This is a genomic window from Bacillus sp. TH30 (assembly GCF_016650875.1).
GTDB lineage: Bacteria > Bacillota > Bacilli > Bacillales > Bacillaceae_G > Bacillus_A > Bacillus_A mycoides.
In genome coordinates, this window is sequence record NZ_JAEKEY010000002.1 from 4,116,346 (window position 1) to 4,129,714 (window position 13,369).

The window sequence follows — 13,369 nt, forward strand, 5'->3', positions numbered from 1 at the left end:
GGAGGCGAACAGATATGGGAACAAGCATATACTGCAATTCAGCAATAGGGGAATTATTACAGAATGCTAGAGAATGTTGTGATAATGTTCAGCTGAAAACGAAGACTATCTAAGTACCTTGGCATTACACATGAACGCTTAACTCGTATTGAATCTGGACTTTCTAAACCAGAATTTGAGCTTGCGATGGATTGGTGCCATGCAACAGGTGCAAAACTGAATCAACAAGCGATTAAACATATCTATGGTGTTAGTTTACCACCAACAGATCCACGTTTAACTCAAGATGTGAATTTACAATTGATGAACTACATTAAGCAGGCTGAAGAGGGGATTATAGCAGCAAAGGAAATCATGAACTTACAAGTTGCCACAAGGTCATGGAAGCTTGATGAAAAAAAGAAACATGAATACGCAGTTCATGCAAAAGAAATCTTCGATACAATCCAAGCTACTCAATGTGTAGTACAAGCTCTTGAGCAAGTACACTTTGGCATTATGGAACAAATACAAAGAAGTTGGTTGCAAAAGGCTATGTCAGAAAACGTTATTATTCAATCGGTGGATAGCTTAATGACTTTAACAAAGGTGCTGTAAGGGAGGAAGGAAAATGACAGTAGATTATAAGAAACCAAGTTTAAGAGAATATAAGGAATTAATTCGCTATGATGCAAAACTAACTGGTGAAATTAAAATAGCAGAATTACTTAATGAGGATTCCAAAACAGTTGAGTTAAAGCAAGAGAAGAAGTTAGTGGTGATTCGAATCAAAATTATTGAAGCATCATTTATTTTGAAACATAAATGGGCAAAAGAAAAAGCTACCGCCTAGACAACAGTAGCTCAGAAATATATCTATAAAGCAATTATAACATTATATAAATCATTTGGACAAGCCACTGTGCTTGTCGTTATGACCAGAAAGGGACTGTTCCTCCCATCCCCTTAAATGCTTCCCATTTCTGGTTGTAACGATGCGTACAGCATCAACTCAAATAGAAAGGAGATGTAATTCATGACACATAAATACGATTGTCTTCATGATCTAGTTCTTCCAGGAGACTTTTCATTTGCGAATAAACTTCATAACTGTATGGCTGCATGTATTCATAACATGTTTTATGCAAAATCAGCCGAAGAATCAAATCATTGGGAAGAAGAACTAGAACGATGTATGAAAGAATTTAAAATGCTTCGTGATACAAAAGAAGAACATGAGGCATCGATGAGTTATCGTGTAGTGATTAAAGATTTAAGAGCAAGAGGAGTTAACGCCTCTTTAGTAACACGTAGAAAATAAAAAATCTACCACTTGGCAGAGTGATAGATAAATGGCCTTGGAAAAAATATTTGAATTAATTATATCAAATTAGCGTTCGTATAACAACGGAGTGTGTTGCATGCTTTTTGACAAATCATTACATAGAGTGTTGCTGAATCCTAAGATACTTCAGCAAGCGACATCAGAACAACACCTAATTTACTTAGTAAAACAATATCTCAAAACAAGATACAAGAATTATCGCTTATTACGTGTAGAGGACGGATTCGCGATATGTAAACGGGAGGATGAATAATATGGCAGTTTATAGACCAGTACATGTTTCATTTTGGCAGGATTCATTTGTTTTAGATCTTACACCGGAGGAAAAGTATTTCTACTTATATTTGATGACAAACAGTAAGACGTCTCAATCAGGAATCTATGAGCTTCCACTTCGTATCATTGAAACGGATACAGGGTACAACCGCGAAACTGTTATGAAGCTATTAGAACGTTTTGCTGAGTACGGAAAAATTAATTACAACCAAAAAACAAAAGAGTTGTTCTTAATCAACTGGTTAAAATTCAATCCGATTAAAAATGTGAACATTGAAAAGTGTGTTTTAAAAGAGATTCAATCTGTGAAGGACCAGGATTTTTTAACTGATTTTTATGAAACATGTTTGCAATTAGAGCGAGAGCAAGGTTTTAAAATCCCTCGTATTAAGGAGTATTTATCAGTCCGTTTGGAGGGGCTTATAAGGGGCTTCGAAGCCCCTAGCAAGGAAGAAGAAAAAGAAAAAGAAAAAGAAAAAGAACAACAACAAGAAAAACGCGTAAGCACGGAAGAAGTTGTTGAGGTTAATCCGATTTCTTTTTACGAACAAAACTTTGGACTGATTACACCTTTTATTGCAGATGGTATTCATGCATGGATAGATGATTTAAATGCAGAGCTTGTTGTAAAAGCTATGGAAATCGCTTTAGAGAAAAATACAAGAAACATGAATTACGTAAATACGATTTTAAGAGATTGGCATCTTAAGGGATTGAAAACCGTAGCGGACGTTGAAGCAGCTGACAAAGCATTTCGTAATCAACGAGTAGCAAAAGGACAACAAAATATTTCGGCTCCTTATCAACAAAAAGGCTTATCGGAATCTACTAAAAACGTAATTCAGCAGCAAGAATCATGGGAAAAGAACATTCCAACGGATGCAGAGCTCGCAGCACTTAATCAACAGAATAGGTGGTTGGCCCAATGAGTAACGATATGATTCGTAACACAGAAGCTGAACAAAGTGTTTTAGGTAGCATTATTCAAGAAGGTGATTTGATTAAAGATTGCCAGCTAAAGGAAAAACAGTTTTCTTTACCAACACATCAAGTGATTTTTAAAGCGATGAAAGAGTTAGAGGATGCCGAGGTCCCAATAGATCTTGTCGCTCTCATGGGGAAATTCGATGAAAGTTTTATGAATCAAATTGGTGGAATTGAATTCTTTGTAAACCTGACAGAAGTTGTAACAACAACTAAAAACTTCTCGTATCATGAAGGTTTAGTGATTGAAGCTTGGAAGATGCGACATGCTCAAGAGGTTGCTGGCAATTTATATAATCGTCTTCAGCATGAAAGAGATATAAGTGCTATTAGTGAATCGATTGATGAACTAAGTGCCATTGAAGAAATAGGATACTCAGATGAATTTAACTTGAAAGAAACACTTGTTGATTTGTATAAGAATATGCAAGTTGATGTAGGTGATTTAACTGGGATACCAACTGGTTATGACGATTTAAACAGAATGACAGCTGGATTACAAGAAGGCGATTTAATTATTGTTGGTGCCCGGCCTTCAATGGGGAAAACAGCATTTGTATTAAACGTCGCTTTTCATGCAGCAAGCGCTCATACAGCAACAGGGGTCTTTTCTCTAGAGATGGGCGAAGAACAGTTACTTAAGCGTATGATCTCAAGTACTGGAAATATAGATGCTACGAAATTAAAGAACCCTAAAAAGCTATGTAATTTAAAGGATTGGGAAAAGATTAGTCAGGCTATGGGCTTGATAAATGATTTACCATTAGAAATTTACGATAAAGCAAATGTAACGATGCAAGAGATTTACGCAAAGACTAGGAAATTAAAGCGTAAGTATCCTGATAAAAAGGTGCTAGTCGCAATTGATTACTTGCAGCTTATTGTAGGTGATTCGAAGCATAGAGGAAACCGCATGCAGGAGATTGGGGAGATTAGTCGCAAGTTGAAACTTATGGCAAGAGAGCTAAATGTATGCGTGGTTGCATTATCACAATTAAGCCGAGCTGTTGAAAGTAGACAGGATAAACGCCCATTACTATCAGATTTACGTGAGAATGGTCAAATTGAGCAAGATGCGGACTTGATCGCATTCTTATATCGCGAAGATTATTACGACCGTGAAACAGAAAATAAAAACATAACGGAAATCATTTTAGCGAAACAGAGAAATGGTCCAGTTGGTGTTGTTGAATTAGCATTCATTAAAGAATTTAGTAAGTTTGTAAATTTAGAGCGAAAGTTCAATCAGCAACAGGAGGCGTAATCATGTCATTACGGCAGGAAGTAGAGCGTAGAAAACTAGTAATTATTCGTAAACTATTGGGATTAGGATTAGCTGAAATTAACGGACAAACATTAAATCAACTAACGTTAACGCAGCTTGAAGGAATCTTAATTGCAAGTTTGCAGGTATTGGAGGGGAAAAACAATGCCAAAGCAATTAACAATTTTTGACGTGGAACCAGTTGTATCATTTGATCCTAAGAAAGCTCATATTCAACGTTTGAATTCAAAATTACGGTATGCAGATGTGGTTGTACAAATACCACGTCAAGCCAAAGCGATTGATGAATTAAAACCAACGACAGCGCCTGATGAGCGTTACGAATTATTTGAGGATTATACAATTGGGATTTGGCGTTATAAGCGAGTGGAGGATAAACAATTTGTATGGGAAGAAGCTGAAGAGATATGTAAGCGAGCAAGGGATAGCAAAGAGCCGATTCCAATACGGCTTCATTTATCTCTTGGACAAGCATTTGTTCCAGAAAATGTTGTGCAATATCTATAGACAAATAAAAAAAGCTGAGATCACTCTCAACTTACTTCGACAAAGTAATTATAACATATGGGAGTGATAGTGGTGGGAATCAGAAAAGAAAATCTTGTAGAAATGACAGCTGAAATAGATCTGAAAATAAACGGAATATATGTTGTTAAAAATGGTCAAGTCCAACTAATAGAACCGCCTCAAGGTGGATTTGGCGAACAATCATTTGTATATCAAAGTGGAAAAGTAATTCGTATGGAAGAACGAAAAACACAGTTACTTTAATCAAATTTGAATTTTGTTAAAAAGGGAGAGATTAAGAATGGCAAAGTGTTGCGATCGTTGTAAAAACGTTATTAATCCTAAAGAAACATGCACGGTTACATTTGATTTTAAATTTCGTGAACGGGTAAAAAGTTATTTACTATCGGTTCAACGTAGGATGAACGGGCAAAGTGAATACGATGACATAACCGCGACTGGGAAAGTCGATATGTGCGAAAAGTGTAGGGAATCTCTAAAAGAGTTTCTAAATGGAGCGGATGTAGTTAAATCATAAAGTTTAACAAAAGGGTTATTTTAACTGAAAGAGCATCCAACCTTTATTTAAAGGCTCTTTGATTTTAACTTCAGATGTGTCTCTAATTGAATAGTTATCACGAAAATTTACAACAACAGAAACTTTTTGCTTTTTATTATCTGTCACATGTCCGTATAGGTGGATTTCATGTGTTCTATATTCTTCTGAAGGTTCAACTTTTGTAATTATAATATCAAGATTCTTTATTTTTTTAAAGTAACCGATAGTTACTAGTTCAGTAGTTCTACTTACTTCCGTCCATTCTTCATTGTATTCTTTTGGAACAAATTGAGATGAAACCAAGTGTATAAAGAGGATGGGGATAGTAATAAAAAATATACTCACAATGCAATAACGTATTAAGGAATTTTTCATAAAGTGTCACCTACTAATGATTTTTTGTTTAATTAAGTTAACAATCTATAGGTTAAATCAATATTATTCAAGAAACCATGCATTTAGGTGACACCAACCTTACAAATTTGTAAGGTTTATTTTAAAAAATATCTTAATAGAAAGTCGAACAGAATAGTTATTTGAATAGAAAAGGAGAAATAAAAAATGAAAAGACTAGAACATGATTTACTAACGAGAAAGTACACTGAGGTATTTCACGAAGAGGAGTTTACAAACAATGCTCCACATCACTTTGAAGTTTATGCTAACACTGGAATCGTTATGTACAATCCTAATAACGTCGAGAACGATAATCCATTACCTTTAAAGGTTGGAGAGGTTAATTTTCAAGAAGGACCAATCCAAGAAGCTGGTATTAACGGTGTAATGAATGAGGATCTTATCGCTATGGTTATTTGTCGCCTTGAACATTTCAACCAAACAGATTTCCGTTGTAGAGAGAACTCAATGGCAATCACTAAGCTAGAAGAGGCGTTACTGTGGCTTAGAAAACGAACTGTGGGTAGGGAAAAACGAGGCGTAGAAGGTACGCATACTAAATAAACAACTGAACAAAATTCTTATTTGAATAGAAAGGCAGGTTTAAGTATGAGTGGAGGAAGTCACAACTATTTATGTTTTAAAGATGAGCACGACTTATTCGAGTACGGAAGAATAGATGATCTTGAAGAGATGGCAAGTCGGTTAATAGATTTGGGGTATGAAGATGCAGCTAAAGAAGTACTTCATATGAAATACACTATCCAACAATCACTTGTAAGAGTTGGCGTAATGAAAGTGAGACTGGATGGTGTAATGAAGGCTGTTGAATGGTACGACAGCGGTGATAGCGGTATTGAAGCTATAGAAAAGGCGATAAAGAAATATAGAAGAGAAACTGAATAAAATCTTTATTTGAGATAAAGTGAGGGGAAATCATGAGAGAAGAAGTTAAATGGTTTGCTGAACAGATGGAAAGTAAATTACAGGAAAACGACCATAAAGGTGGTTGGCAAGATTGTGATTTGCAATGGTTAGTAAAAAGATTAAAAGAAGAAGTTAATGAATTGGAATCAGCATTGAAGGATTTTCCGATTTCTTTCAATGAATACTCTGAAAATGTAATTAAAGAGTCTGCTGATGTTTCTAACTTTTCAATGATGATAGCAGACATAGTTAATAAAATGTGCAAATGATTTTCTAACCAAAACGCTATTTTATAAAAAAGAGGAGCGCTTGACCAGAACGCTCCTCCTAATGCCAATACACAATACCTATTCCATTATAATGTATACGCGTTAGATAGTTAATAATTACTTTTATAATAAAAACTTCATTTTGTAGAATAAGGGAAACAAAAAAGAGCACTAACTTACGGTACTCTTTAGGAGAAAAGTGAAATGTTGAAAAGTAGATTAGGGTTTCTTGGTTCGAAATAATATATGACCATTTCATCGTAATGTAACAATGAGTCACTAATGCTAACTACTTGTTGAAAAAAAAGAACCCCCTCTAGATTATTGACTGCCAGAGCTTCAAGCAATAATTAATCTAATTTTTCAATTATAATTGAAGCATTTATATTTGTTTGTGTTCCACCTGCTAAAGTCTGCAAAGTAACTGCAGCAGCGGACGTATGATTATTAAGGGTAAGAATATCACCTGCGGCTAAAGTAAGAACTGTTTGCCCATTGTTTTGTTGAGTTCCTGCACCTGATCCATAAACGGAGTTAGTAACGGGGGCCCCGTTTAAAAATAGTGCAAATTGATTAGGCTCAACTCCTGATACAGAAAAGGAAATTTTATAATCTCCGGCATTTGTAACCATCATCTGAGAAGTTCCAGGGGTAAAAGTAAATCCAGACGTTATTACCCCATTTGAATTAAAAAGAATAGGTGCTTCTAAGGCAACTACTTGAGCTGCTGTATTGAAGATATAAGCATATTGAGATAATCCAGATGCAGTAAGTCCAGTAGCACCAGTAGGTCCAGTTATCCCGGTAGGTCCAGTAGCACCAGTAGGTCCAGTTATCCCGGTAGGTCCAGTAGCACCAGTAGGTCCAGTTATCCCGGTAGGTCCAGTTATCCCGGAAGGACCAGTAGCACCAGTAGGTCCAGTTATCCCGGTAGGTCCAGTTATCCCGGTAGGTCCAGTAGCACCAGTAGGTCCAGTTATCCCGGAAGGACCAGTAGCACCAGTAGGTCCAGTTATCCCGGTAGGTCCAGTAGCACCAGTAGGTCCAGTTATCCCGATAAGTCCAGTAGCACCAGTAGGTCCAGTGGCACCAGAAGGACCAGTAGCACCAGAAGGACCTGTCGCCCCGGTTATTCCGGAAGGACCAGTAGGACCAATAGATCCAGTGGCACCAGAAGGTCCAGTTATTCCGGTAGGCCCAGTAGGACCTGGAGGCCCACCAGAAGGACCTGTCGCCCCGGTTATTCCGGAAGGACCAGTAGCACCAGTAGATCCAGTGGCACCAGTAGGCCCTATTTGAGGCAAAGGAAAGGCACATGGAAAGGGTATGTGACAATTCTTTTTAAATTTACTCATTTTTACATCTCCCTTATAAATTAAATAACCAATTGATACTATAACAACTTATGAGCAAACCGACACAAAGGTATAAGCAAGAAACCTGTGAAAATCACAAAAGGTCTTAAGAGTAAGCCTTCATCTTTTGTTCTATAATATGTAGACTTATATTTTTACTTCGAAATTTTTTGGGAATGTATGTGGTAACTTTTCAGACAGTGATTTGTAAAACTGCATGAACGGATAGAAGGTCATACAAAGGGAAGTGTTACCATCCGAAAAACTAAACAAAAATTTCATTTTGTAGAAAATCTTCGCGCAAAAAAAAGCACTGTATACAAGTGCTCTTTAAACGGAGGGCCCTATGAGTGAATAGGTTCCATATCCGTAATATATGCTTCATTAATTAAATGGTGACAAGCTAATAAAGATTTTATTTTCGTAGTAGTTTTTTCAGAAAAGATTACTTATGTAAGAAAGAATGCTTTTCTAAAGCGTTCTTTCACAGGTTGTTTATATATATGTGTGTATGAAGCCCTCTCAGGATAGTATATGCATGTTCGAATTCATAGTTGCCTGTACTAAAAAAAGAACAGTCAGCAAAAGCTAACTGCTCCATTTCCCAAAAAAGGTTTCAGGCTGCAAACACTGTTAAGAAAGCAGCTTATGAGTAGTATGTACAGAATATTGAAGATTATTAGGATGAAAAAAAGAGCACCTTCGAAAAGTGCTCTTTCATAAAGGTTATGCGGAAATAAAATGACGAGATCACTTAGTAGAAAGGATGGCACAAAATAATATATGAACGTTTATCTAATGGGTGACAGTGAAATGAAAAGAGCAGCTAGCAAAAGCTAACTGCTCACCCAAGAAAAACAGAGGAAAGATAACCATGTGTCTATAGTATTGACGGAATGTTTAGTTTTATTAAAGGGGGAGAAGGAAGTGAATAAATTTAAGCTGTCCCAACTTGATTTTGGTCTGCAACATCAGCATCAAATGTGTTTGTTGCACTAACACCGCTAAAGGTATTGACAACAAAACCAACATTTGATGCCCCTGAACCATTATAAGATTTTGTATTCTCTTTTGGAGAAACGTTATAAAAATCGCCTAAGTTGAAAGAACCAGCACTATTTTGTACGACAAGGTTTGCTACAACTGATGGCATAGTATTCACCTGCTTTCCTAGAAAGTATTTAAATTAGCATATGGTGTATTCGGCTAGAGGTTCATTTGGATCTAAGAATTCGAAGTTATGGCTTATGAAGATTTTAATAAAATAATCCTTTTGTGGGGAAAAGGAAGTTATAAAATAGGTACAATTCACGTTTAGATTATTTTTGAATGTAATAGGTATCAAGAGGAGTGAAACGCTCCAAAATGGAAATGAGAGACGTTTGCATGAAAGGGATGAGAGGAATGGCAAATGCAAAGAAAAAGAAAATAAGAAAAGCTATCGCTCGTCGTGCGATAGACGTTGATAAATACCAAGTTAACAAAGCTTGGAGAAACATCTTTGTGCAGGCTGGTATTATCAAATAAATGAAAACAGAATACAGTCCGGCTAGAAAACTAGAGGACACCAATTTTTAGAGCAGCAATAAAGCTGTTTTAAGAAATGGTGTCCTCTTTATTTTGTAAGGGGAGATGGGGAAATGAAGGTGCTAAGAGATCAATTACGTGAGTGGAAAAAGCAATCAGAGCAAGAGAAAAAGAAAAACAAGAAAAAACGAAAAGAGAAATTAAGCACTCGTGATATTGAAGATTTAATGGGGATTCGTGGACCACGTTATGAGCGTAGACGTGGAGCGTTAAGACAAAAGTAATTTAAAAATAAAAAGGAGTGGTCTTACATGACTAAACAATTATCTTTCTTACCAAAAATTGATAGAACGGCAACACAAGAAGAATTAGAAGGTGTGTTGGAAAGCGTACGTATATATAGACAATTTGGGGTGATGCGTAAAGAAATGAAAGTCACTCCTTCTTATGAAATGCGTGAGCATGGTCCTACACATGCAGTTGGTAAACCGTTAGAAGATGTTGCTATAGCGAATATTCAACAAAGTAAACGAGAAGAGTGGCTTGGAATAATGTCAATACGTATTCATCAATTTTTAAACCGATTAGGAAACGGACGTGCAGGAAGTATCCAAAGGGATATTATTTGTAAACGTTATTTAGAAGAAGAGGATGTATGTGATTACATGGTTTATAACGAAATTGGAATGTCAGAGCGTACTTATCGACGTTGGAAATCTAAAGCGTTTTATAAACTCGCTTTTGCACTTGGATTAGAAGTTTACGAGACAGAAGAGACTGGAGGTAATGAATAATGAATTTTGTTCAGCCAATACGTGATCCAGAGCAAATACAACAAATTAAGGAACAGCTAAAGGAAAAGAGTGAACGTAATTATATTTTGTTTGTAATGGGAATTAATACAGGTTTACGTATAAGTGATATTTTAAAACTAAAAGTTGGAGATTTAAAAGGTAGTCACATCTCAATGCGTGAAATGAAGACGGGTAAGCAGAAGCGTATACAGATTACAACAGCACTAAAGAGAGAACTTCGATGGTTCAATGAAAATAGAGAAGATGATGAGTATCTATTGAAAAGTAGACAGGGGAAGAATCGTCCAATTGGCCGCAGTATGGCATACAAGATATTAAGTGGAGCCGCAGCAGAGTTTGGATTAGATGAGATAGGGACGCATACTTTGAGAAAGACGTACGGGTATCACATGTACATGCAAACCAAAAACATAGCATTACTTATGGAGATATTCAATCACTCGTCAGAGAAGGTCACGTTACGTTATATAGGTGTAAATCAAGATGCAATGGATAAAGCAATGAGTAGATTTAAAATCTAAGCATTGTTTTTTCTTTTTAATCTATACAGTTACGCATAATTTTCTAAATGTGTAACTCAAAAGAAAAAGTGTTATAAAACTATGAATAACAAGGGCTGTGGCGTTCGGCTCAGTTACACAGAATAGAACATATGGGTAACTCATTTACTGGAATCATGTTATAAAATAATGCATACAAATAAATGTAGAATTTAAGGGGAGGAAATATAATACATGTTAAATGAAGAATTATTAGAAGCGCTAATTAAATATCGAAGGATGAAGGGGAAAAACCCCGACATCTTACAAGTAAATCCAGCGTATTTTAGAAATTTACTAGAAGAATTGAACTATCCAGAGTGGATTATTAAAAAAAAAGAAATAGAAGCAGAAAAGAAAACTAGTTTATTTGGAGTGGCAGCTAAGCTAACAGACGAAGTGGGAAAATTTGAGCTGTGAAAAAGTTGGCAGAGTCGTGACCGCTTTTTGGCAGGAAATGTGCCGGTTGTTTTGGAATTATCGTGTTATATTTGTATTGTGAGAAGTGGCGGAAAACACAACTTATAAAGATTCCTATATATTTTGTCTAAACGATTCATAATGATGGCACATAAAATCCGTAACCAGCAGATGGTAATGATTGAATGATACCGTTATTAGGGAGAGCTTTTGCTCTTCTTCCAGCTACTTAATAATGTATTAACAGATTGGTGCGTAATATTAGGTGATTGGAAGAAGGACAAAACTTCATTTACCGTATTTATAGTAATAACATAAGTTTTGACGAAAGGGCAACTGATGCATGGTTGCTCTTTTTATTTTGGTGTGCACGAGTAGAACCAAATCCATGCAAATATGATAAGAACGAAAAAAATTAGCAGAAATTGTAGAAATTTCATGACATTCTCCTTATAGAAGTAGTATGCGTGAGGTGATAAAAAGCATGCATCCATTCATGTACGTTTTATTTTTGGGGGGAGAATTGATATGGAAGAGTGTAAAGTAAGTTTTAGGTATACTTAGGATTGAACATCATACAATGATACATAAAGGCCTTTCCAAACGTGTTATCAACCCTAATTCATTTTAAAAAGAGCGCTCGAACTGAGAAGTGCTCTTTTTTCTTGCACATAAGGAATTTCTAAACATACAATATTGAGTCGATGCTAACCCACACACTCCTTTTCAGAGGGACTTATATTCCGCAATAGAGCTGCGCCATATGAAAAGGAAAAGCATTGCTATGTATTTCATACTCAGAACCTTTCAAGGGTACTTAACAGTGCTCTTTTTTTTATTGAACAAAATGGATATTTGAATAGAAAGGATGATATAGGAATGGCTAAAAATAAATTAACTATCAAAGTGGATGCTGATACAACAGAAGCATTAAAACAAATGAGGGAAGTAACTGAAGCTGCTAATGAATGTGTGGCTGTATTAGAGAAGTTGGAGAGGTTAACAAATAGGTTTTCCGGTTTTCCTCAAACGAAGATCAATGTTAATGCTGATACAATTGGACGTACTATAACAAACATCAGGGCTTAAAGCGTGATTAAACCAATAGCAATTATCGTAGGCGCTGCCGTGATCTGGTGGGCGTCTTGTTTGTTGTTAAGGAAAGATAAGGAGTGAGATAGATGGATAGCGTTTTAAACGGTAAGATTGCTGCACTTGGTCTTATACCTATTGATAAGAAAGCATACATCAAATACCTTAAGCCTCTTGAGAAAGCACACAAAAAAGCCGGAATAGATGTTAAGTATTACAAGCTGTATGGCGAGAAACCTATGTTTTATTCCGTGGAATACCTGGAACAAACATCGATAAAAGAATTATTGGAAAGAGATAGATGGAGAAAGGATTTGAGTGTAAGGAGTGAGATAGATGAGTGAAGAGTTTTACATTTATGAATGTCATAACTGTAGCCATGTGTTTAGCTCAAAGGTACTTGTAAATGGTGTAGGGCAATGTATGAAATGTAGACATGATAGTGTGTATCTGAAACCTTATTCAACGGGAGTGTATGTAGAAAGAGTTGAACATAAAGATGTGTTAGAGGTTCTATCTAAGTTCTCTACAAAGGAATTAATTAAAGCATTAAGACTCAAAGAAGATGTGCAAATTACTGATACAAGTGAAGATACATATAAAATAAGCATGGACTTGATGAAAGTAAAGAAGCATGTGTTAGTAATAAACAATTGTAATCCTCAATTAGTAGAACATCAAAGAATAGTTTTGGATGCTGAAATGATTCGCTTTACTGGTGGTTGTTGTGATTAAAGAATACAAAACCAAACAACAGAAGCGTAAGTTCTATGATAGTGGTGAGTGGAAGAGTACACGTGAACAAGTAAAGAAGCGTGACAACTATGAGTGCCAGGAATGTAAACGTAATGGTCGTGTTCAAACTGATACCAATGAGTACAGTGAGAGTGCGAAGCGTAAGAAGATACAACTCGTTGTCCATCATATAAAAGAACTCGAACATCATCCAGCTCTTGCATTAGAAATAGATAATTTAGAAACAGTATGTGTGGATTGTCACAATAAAGAACATGGTAGAACATTCAAAAAGAAACAGAATAAATGGGAACACGATGAAAAGTGGTGAAAATGATTCAGAAACAATACCCCCCCTT

Annotated in this window: 23 protein-coding genes and 1 pseudogene; 21 read left to right on the top strand and 3 right to left on the bottom strand. The window is 36.0% G+C overall.

The window, feature by feature from the left end; translation table 11 throughout:
• The first annotated feature begins 14 nt into the window (after positions 1-14).
• The 9 genes and pseudogenes from JFU20_RS23500 (at position 15) to JFU20_RS23540 (ending at position 4,914) form a co-directional block, all read left to right on the top strand.
• Positions 15-597: pseudogene (locus tag JFU20_RS23500) on the top strand (sporulation sigma factor-processing peptidase).
• 13 nt (positions 598-610) lie between these two features.
• The gene (locus JFU20_RS23505; protein ID WP_201038920.1) at positions 611-832 is read left to right on the top strand and encodes an RNA polymerase subunit sigma; all 222 of its coding nucleotides are present in this window, start codon (positions 611-613) and stop codon (positions 830-832) included.
• A 183-nt stretch (positions 833-1,015) separates the two neighbouring features.
• The gene (locus JFU20_RS23510; RefSeq protein WP_201038921.1) at positions 1,016-1,300 is read left to right on the top strand and encodes a hypothetical protein; all 285 of its coding nucleotides are present in this window, start codon (positions 1,016-1,018) and stop codon (positions 1,298-1,300) included.
• A 278-nt stretch (positions 1,301-1,578) separates the two neighbouring features.
• Positions 1,579-2,529: a DnaD domain-containing protein gene (locus JFU20_RS23515; protein WP_201038922.1), complete on the top strand. Its 951-nt coding sequence runs from the start codon at positions 1,579-1,581 to the stop codon at positions 2,527-2,529.
• A complete protein-coding gene (dnaB, locus tag JFU20_RS23520) occupies positions 2,526-3,848 on the top strand; it encodes a replicative DNA helicase (RefSeq protein ID WP_201038923.1) in 1,323 nt (440 codons plus the stop codon). Before JFU20_RS23515 ends, dnaB begins: the two co-directional genes overlap by 4 nt.
• Positions 3,849-3,850: 2 nt before the next feature.
• Positions 3,851-4,039 carry a hypothetical protein gene (locus tag JFU20_RS23525; RefSeq protein WP_201038924.1) on the top strand — a complete coding sequence of 63 codons (189 nt, stop codon included), beginning with the start codon at positions 3,851-3,853 and terminating at the stop codon, positions 4,037-4,039.
• Complete coding sequence (locus tag JFU20_RS23530) at positions 4,014-4,376, top strand: cell division protein SepF (protein ID WP_201038925.1); 363 nt, start codon at positions 4,014-4,016, stop codon at positions 4,374-4,376. Before JFU20_RS23525 ends, JFU20_RS23530 begins: the two co-directional genes overlap by 26 nt.
• 72 nt (positions 4,377-4,448) lie before the next feature.
• Positions 4,449-4,640: a DUF3954 domain-containing protein gene (locus JFU20_RS23535; protein WP_000512853.1), complete on the top strand. Its 192-nt coding sequence runs from the start codon at positions 4,449-4,451 to the stop codon at positions 4,638-4,640.
• 37 nt (positions 4,641-4,677) lie between these two features.
• Positions 4,678-4,914 carry a hypothetical protein gene (locus tag JFU20_RS23540; RefSeq protein WP_201038926.1) on the top strand — a complete coding sequence of 79 codons (237 nt, stop codon included), beginning with the start codon at positions 4,678-4,680 and terminating at the stop codon, positions 4,912-4,914.
• Between the two features lie 15 nt (positions 4,915-4,929).
• Here JFU20_RS23540 and JFU20_RS23545 read toward each other — a convergent pair whose 3' ends face one another.
• Entirely contained in the window at positions 4,930-5,310 is a 381-nt protein-coding gene (locus tag JFU20_RS23545) for a phosphoglycolate phosphatase (RefSeq protein WP_201038927.1), read from the bottom strand.
• A 186-nt stretch (positions 5,311-5,496) separates the two neighbouring features.
• Between JFU20_RS23545 and JFU20_RS23550 the strand changes: the two genes are divergently transcribed.
• From JFU20_RS23550 to JFU20_RS23560, 3 genes are read left to right on the top strand one after another with little or no spacing between them, the layout of a single operon-like run.
• Positions 5,497-5,895 (top strand): Acb2/Tad1 domain-containing protein, encoded by a 399-nt coding sequence (locus tag JFU20_RS23550; RefSeq protein ID WP_000824917.1) that lies wholly within the window; start codon positions 5,497-5,499, stop codon positions 5,893-5,895.
• Positions 5,896-5,940: 45 nt separating this feature from the next.
• Positions 5,941-6,237 (top strand): hypothetical protein, encoded by a 297-nt coding sequence (locus JFU20_RS23555; protein ID WP_201038928.1) that lies wholly within the window; start codon positions 5,941-5,943, stop codon positions 6,235-6,237.
• Positions 6,238-6,269: 32 nt separating this feature from the next.
• The gene (locus JFU20_RS23560; RefSeq protein ID WP_044797251.1) at positions 6,270-6,527 is read left to right on the top strand and encodes a hypothetical protein; all 258 of its coding nucleotides are present in this window, start codon (positions 6,270-6,272) and stop codon (positions 6,525-6,527) included.
• Positions 6,528-6,877: 350 nt separating this feature from the next.
• On the opposite strand, the gene JFU20_RS23565 is transcribed toward JFU20_RS23560, so the two are convergent.
• Positions 6,878-7,882, bottom strand: a complete 1,005-nt coding sequence (locus tag JFU20_RS23565; RefSeq protein WP_201038929.1) for a BclA C-terminal domain-containing protein — start codon at positions 7,880-7,882, stop codon at positions 6,878-6,880.
• Positions 7,883-8,819: 937 nt separating this feature from the next.
• On the bottom strand, positions 8,820-9,035 hold the full coding sequence (locus JFU20_RS23570) for a spore germination protein (protein WP_002066656.1): 216 nt from the start codon (positions 9,033-9,035) through the stop codon (positions 8,820-8,822).
• A gap of 251 nt (positions 9,036-9,286) precedes the next feature.
• Here JFU20_RS23570 and JFU20_RS23575 point away from each other — a divergent pair, with 251 nt between their 5' ends.
• The 9 genes from JFU20_RS23575 (at position 9,287) to JFU20_RS23615 (ending at position 13,341) form a co-directional block, all read left to right on the top strand.
• Positions 9,287-9,409 (top strand): DUF3983 domain-containing protein, encoded by a 123-nt coding sequence (locus JFU20_RS23575; protein WP_085960919.1) that lies wholly within the window; start codon positions 9,287-9,289, stop codon positions 9,407-9,409.
• A gap of 113 nt (positions 9,410-9,522) precedes the next feature.
• Positions 9,523-9,693 carry a hypothetical protein gene (locus JFU20_RS23580; RefSeq protein ID WP_002138059.1) on the top strand — a complete coding sequence of 57 codons (171 nt, stop codon included), beginning with the start codon at positions 9,523-9,525 and terminating at the stop codon, positions 9,691-9,693.
• A gap of 27 nt (positions 9,694-9,720) precedes the next feature.
• Positions 9,721-10,203 (top strand): ArpU family phage packaging/lysis transcriptional regulator, encoded by a 483-nt coding sequence (locus tag JFU20_RS23585; RefSeq protein ID WP_201038930.1) that lies wholly within the window; start codon positions 9,721-9,723, stop codon positions 10,201-10,203.
• Positions 10,203-10,745 (top strand): site-specific integrase, encoded by a 543-nt coding sequence (locus tag JFU20_RS23590; protein ID WP_201038931.1) that lies wholly within the window; start codon positions 10,203-10,205, stop codon positions 10,743-10,745. The genes JFU20_RS23585 and JFU20_RS23590 overlap by 1 nt, the downstream gene beginning before the upstream one ends.
• 213 nt (positions 10,746-10,958) lie before the next feature.
• A complete protein-coding gene (locus JFU20_RS23595) occupies positions 10,959-11,183 on the top strand; it encodes a hypothetical protein (RefSeq protein WP_113936821.1) in 225 nt (74 codons plus the stop codon).
• An 879-nt stretch (positions 11,184-12,062) separates the two neighbouring features.
• The gene (locus JFU20_RS23600) at positions 12,063-12,272 is read left to right on the top strand and encodes a hypothetical protein (RefSeq protein WP_201038932.1); all 210 of its coding nucleotides are present in this window, start codon (positions 12,063-12,065) and stop codon (positions 12,270-12,272) included.
• A 92-nt stretch (positions 12,273-12,364) separates the two neighbouring features.
• On the top strand, positions 12,365-12,619 hold the full coding sequence (locus JFU20_RS23605; protein ID WP_201038933.1) for a hydrolase: 255 nt from the start codon (positions 12,365-12,367) through the stop codon (positions 12,617-12,619).
• The gene (locus tag JFU20_RS23610) at positions 12,612-13,010 is read left to right on the top strand and encodes a hypothetical protein (RefSeq protein ID WP_242487691.1); all 399 of its coding nucleotides are present in this window, start codon (positions 12,612-12,614) and stop codon (positions 13,008-13,010) included. Before JFU20_RS23605 ends, JFU20_RS23610 begins: the two co-directional genes overlap by 8 nt.
• A complete protein-coding gene (locus tag JFU20_RS23615; protein ID WP_201039238.1) occupies positions 13,006-13,341 on the top strand; it encodes an HNH endonuclease in 336 nt (111 codons plus the stop codon). The genes JFU20_RS23610 and JFU20_RS23615 overlap by 5 nt, the downstream gene beginning before the upstream one ends.
• Positions 13,342-13,369 lie beyond the last annotated feature (28 nt).

What these genes read in the sequence shown, in the direction of transcription:
- JFU20_RS23505 (WP_201038920.1), top strand. Translation starts at nt 611, where the DNA reads ATGACAGTAGATTATAAGAAACCAAGTTTAAGAGAATATAAGGAATTA.
- JFU20_RS23510 (WP_201038921.1), top strand. Translation starts at nt 1,016, where the DNA reads ATGACACATAAATACGATTGTCTTCATGATCTAGTTCTTCCAGGAGAC.
- JFU20_RS23515 (WP_201038922.1), top strand. Translation starts at nt 1,579, where the DNA reads ATGGCAGTTTATAGACCAGTACATGTTTCATTTTGGCAGGATTCATTT.
- dnaB (WP_201038923.1), top strand. Translation starts at nt 2,526, where the DNA reads ATGAGTAACGATATGATTCGTAACACAGAAGCTGAACAAAGTGTTTTA.
- JFU20_RS23525 (WP_201038924.1), top strand. Translation starts at nt 3,851, where the DNA reads ATGTCATTACGGCAGGAAGTAGAGCGTAGAAAACTAGTAATTATTCGT.
- JFU20_RS23530 (WP_201038925.1), top strand. Translation starts at nt 4,014, where the DNA reads ATGCCAAAGCAATTAACAATTTTTGACGTGGAACCAGTTGTATCATTT.
- JFU20_RS23540 (WP_201038926.1), top strand. Translation starts at nt 4,678, where the DNA reads ATGGCAAAGTGTTGCGATCGTTGTAAAAACGTTATTAATCCTAAAGAA.
- JFU20_RS23545 (WP_201038927.1), bottom strand. Translation starts at nt 5,310, where the DNA reads ATGAAAAATTCCTTAATACGTTATTGCATTGTGAGTATATTTTTTATT.
- JFU20_RS23550 (WP_000824917.1), top strand. Translation starts at nt 5,497, where the DNA reads ATGAAAAGACTAGAACATGATTTACTAACGAGAAAGTACACTGAGGTA.
- JFU20_RS23555 (WP_201038928.1), top strand. Translation starts at nt 5,941, where the DNA reads ATGAGTGGAGGAAGTCACAACTATTTATGTTTTAAAGATGAGCACGAC.
- JFU20_RS23560 (WP_044797251.1), top strand. Translation starts at nt 6,270, where the DNA reads ATGAGAGAAGAAGTTAAATGGTTTGCTGAACAGATGGAAAGTAAATTA.
- JFU20_RS23565 (WP_201038929.1), bottom strand. Translation starts at nt 7,882, where the DNA reads ATGAGTAAATTTAAAAAGAATTGTCACATACCCTTTCCATGTGCCTTT.
- JFU20_RS23570 (WP_002066656.1), bottom strand. Translation starts at nt 9,035, where the DNA reads ATGCCATCAGTTGTAGCAAACCTTGTCGTACAAAATAGTGCTGGTTCT.
- JFU20_RS23575 (WP_085960919.1), top strand. Translation starts at nt 9,287, where the DNA reads ATGGCAAATGCAAAGAAAAAGAAAATAAGAAAAGCTATCGCTCGTCGT.
- JFU20_RS23580 (WP_002138059.1), top strand. Translation starts at nt 9,523, where the DNA reads ATGAAGGTGCTAAGAGATCAATTACGTGAGTGGAAAAAGCAATCAGAG.
- JFU20_RS23585 (WP_201038930.1), top strand. Translation starts at nt 9,721, where the DNA reads ATGACTAAACAATTATCTTTCTTACCAAAAATTGATAGAACGGCAACA.
- JFU20_RS23590 (WP_201038931.1), top strand. Translation starts at nt 10,203, where the DNA reads ATGAATTTTGTTCAGCCAATACGTGATCCAGAGCAAATACAACAAATT.
- JFU20_RS23595 (WP_113936821.1), top strand. Translation starts at nt 10,959, where the DNA reads ATGTTAAATGAAGAATTATTAGAAGCGCTAATTAAATATCGAAGGATG.
- JFU20_RS23600 (WP_201038932.1), top strand. Translation starts at nt 12,063, where the DNA reads ATGGCTAAAAATAAATTAACTATCAAAGTGGATGCTGATACAACAGAA.
- JFU20_RS23605 (WP_201038933.1), top strand. Translation starts at nt 12,365, where the DNA reads ATGGATAGCGTTTTAAACGGTAAGATTGCTGCACTTGGTCTTATACCT.
- JFU20_RS23610 (WP_242487691.1), top strand. Translation starts at nt 12,612, where the DNA reads ATGAGTGAAGAGTTTTACATTTATGAATGTCATAACTGTAGCCATGTG.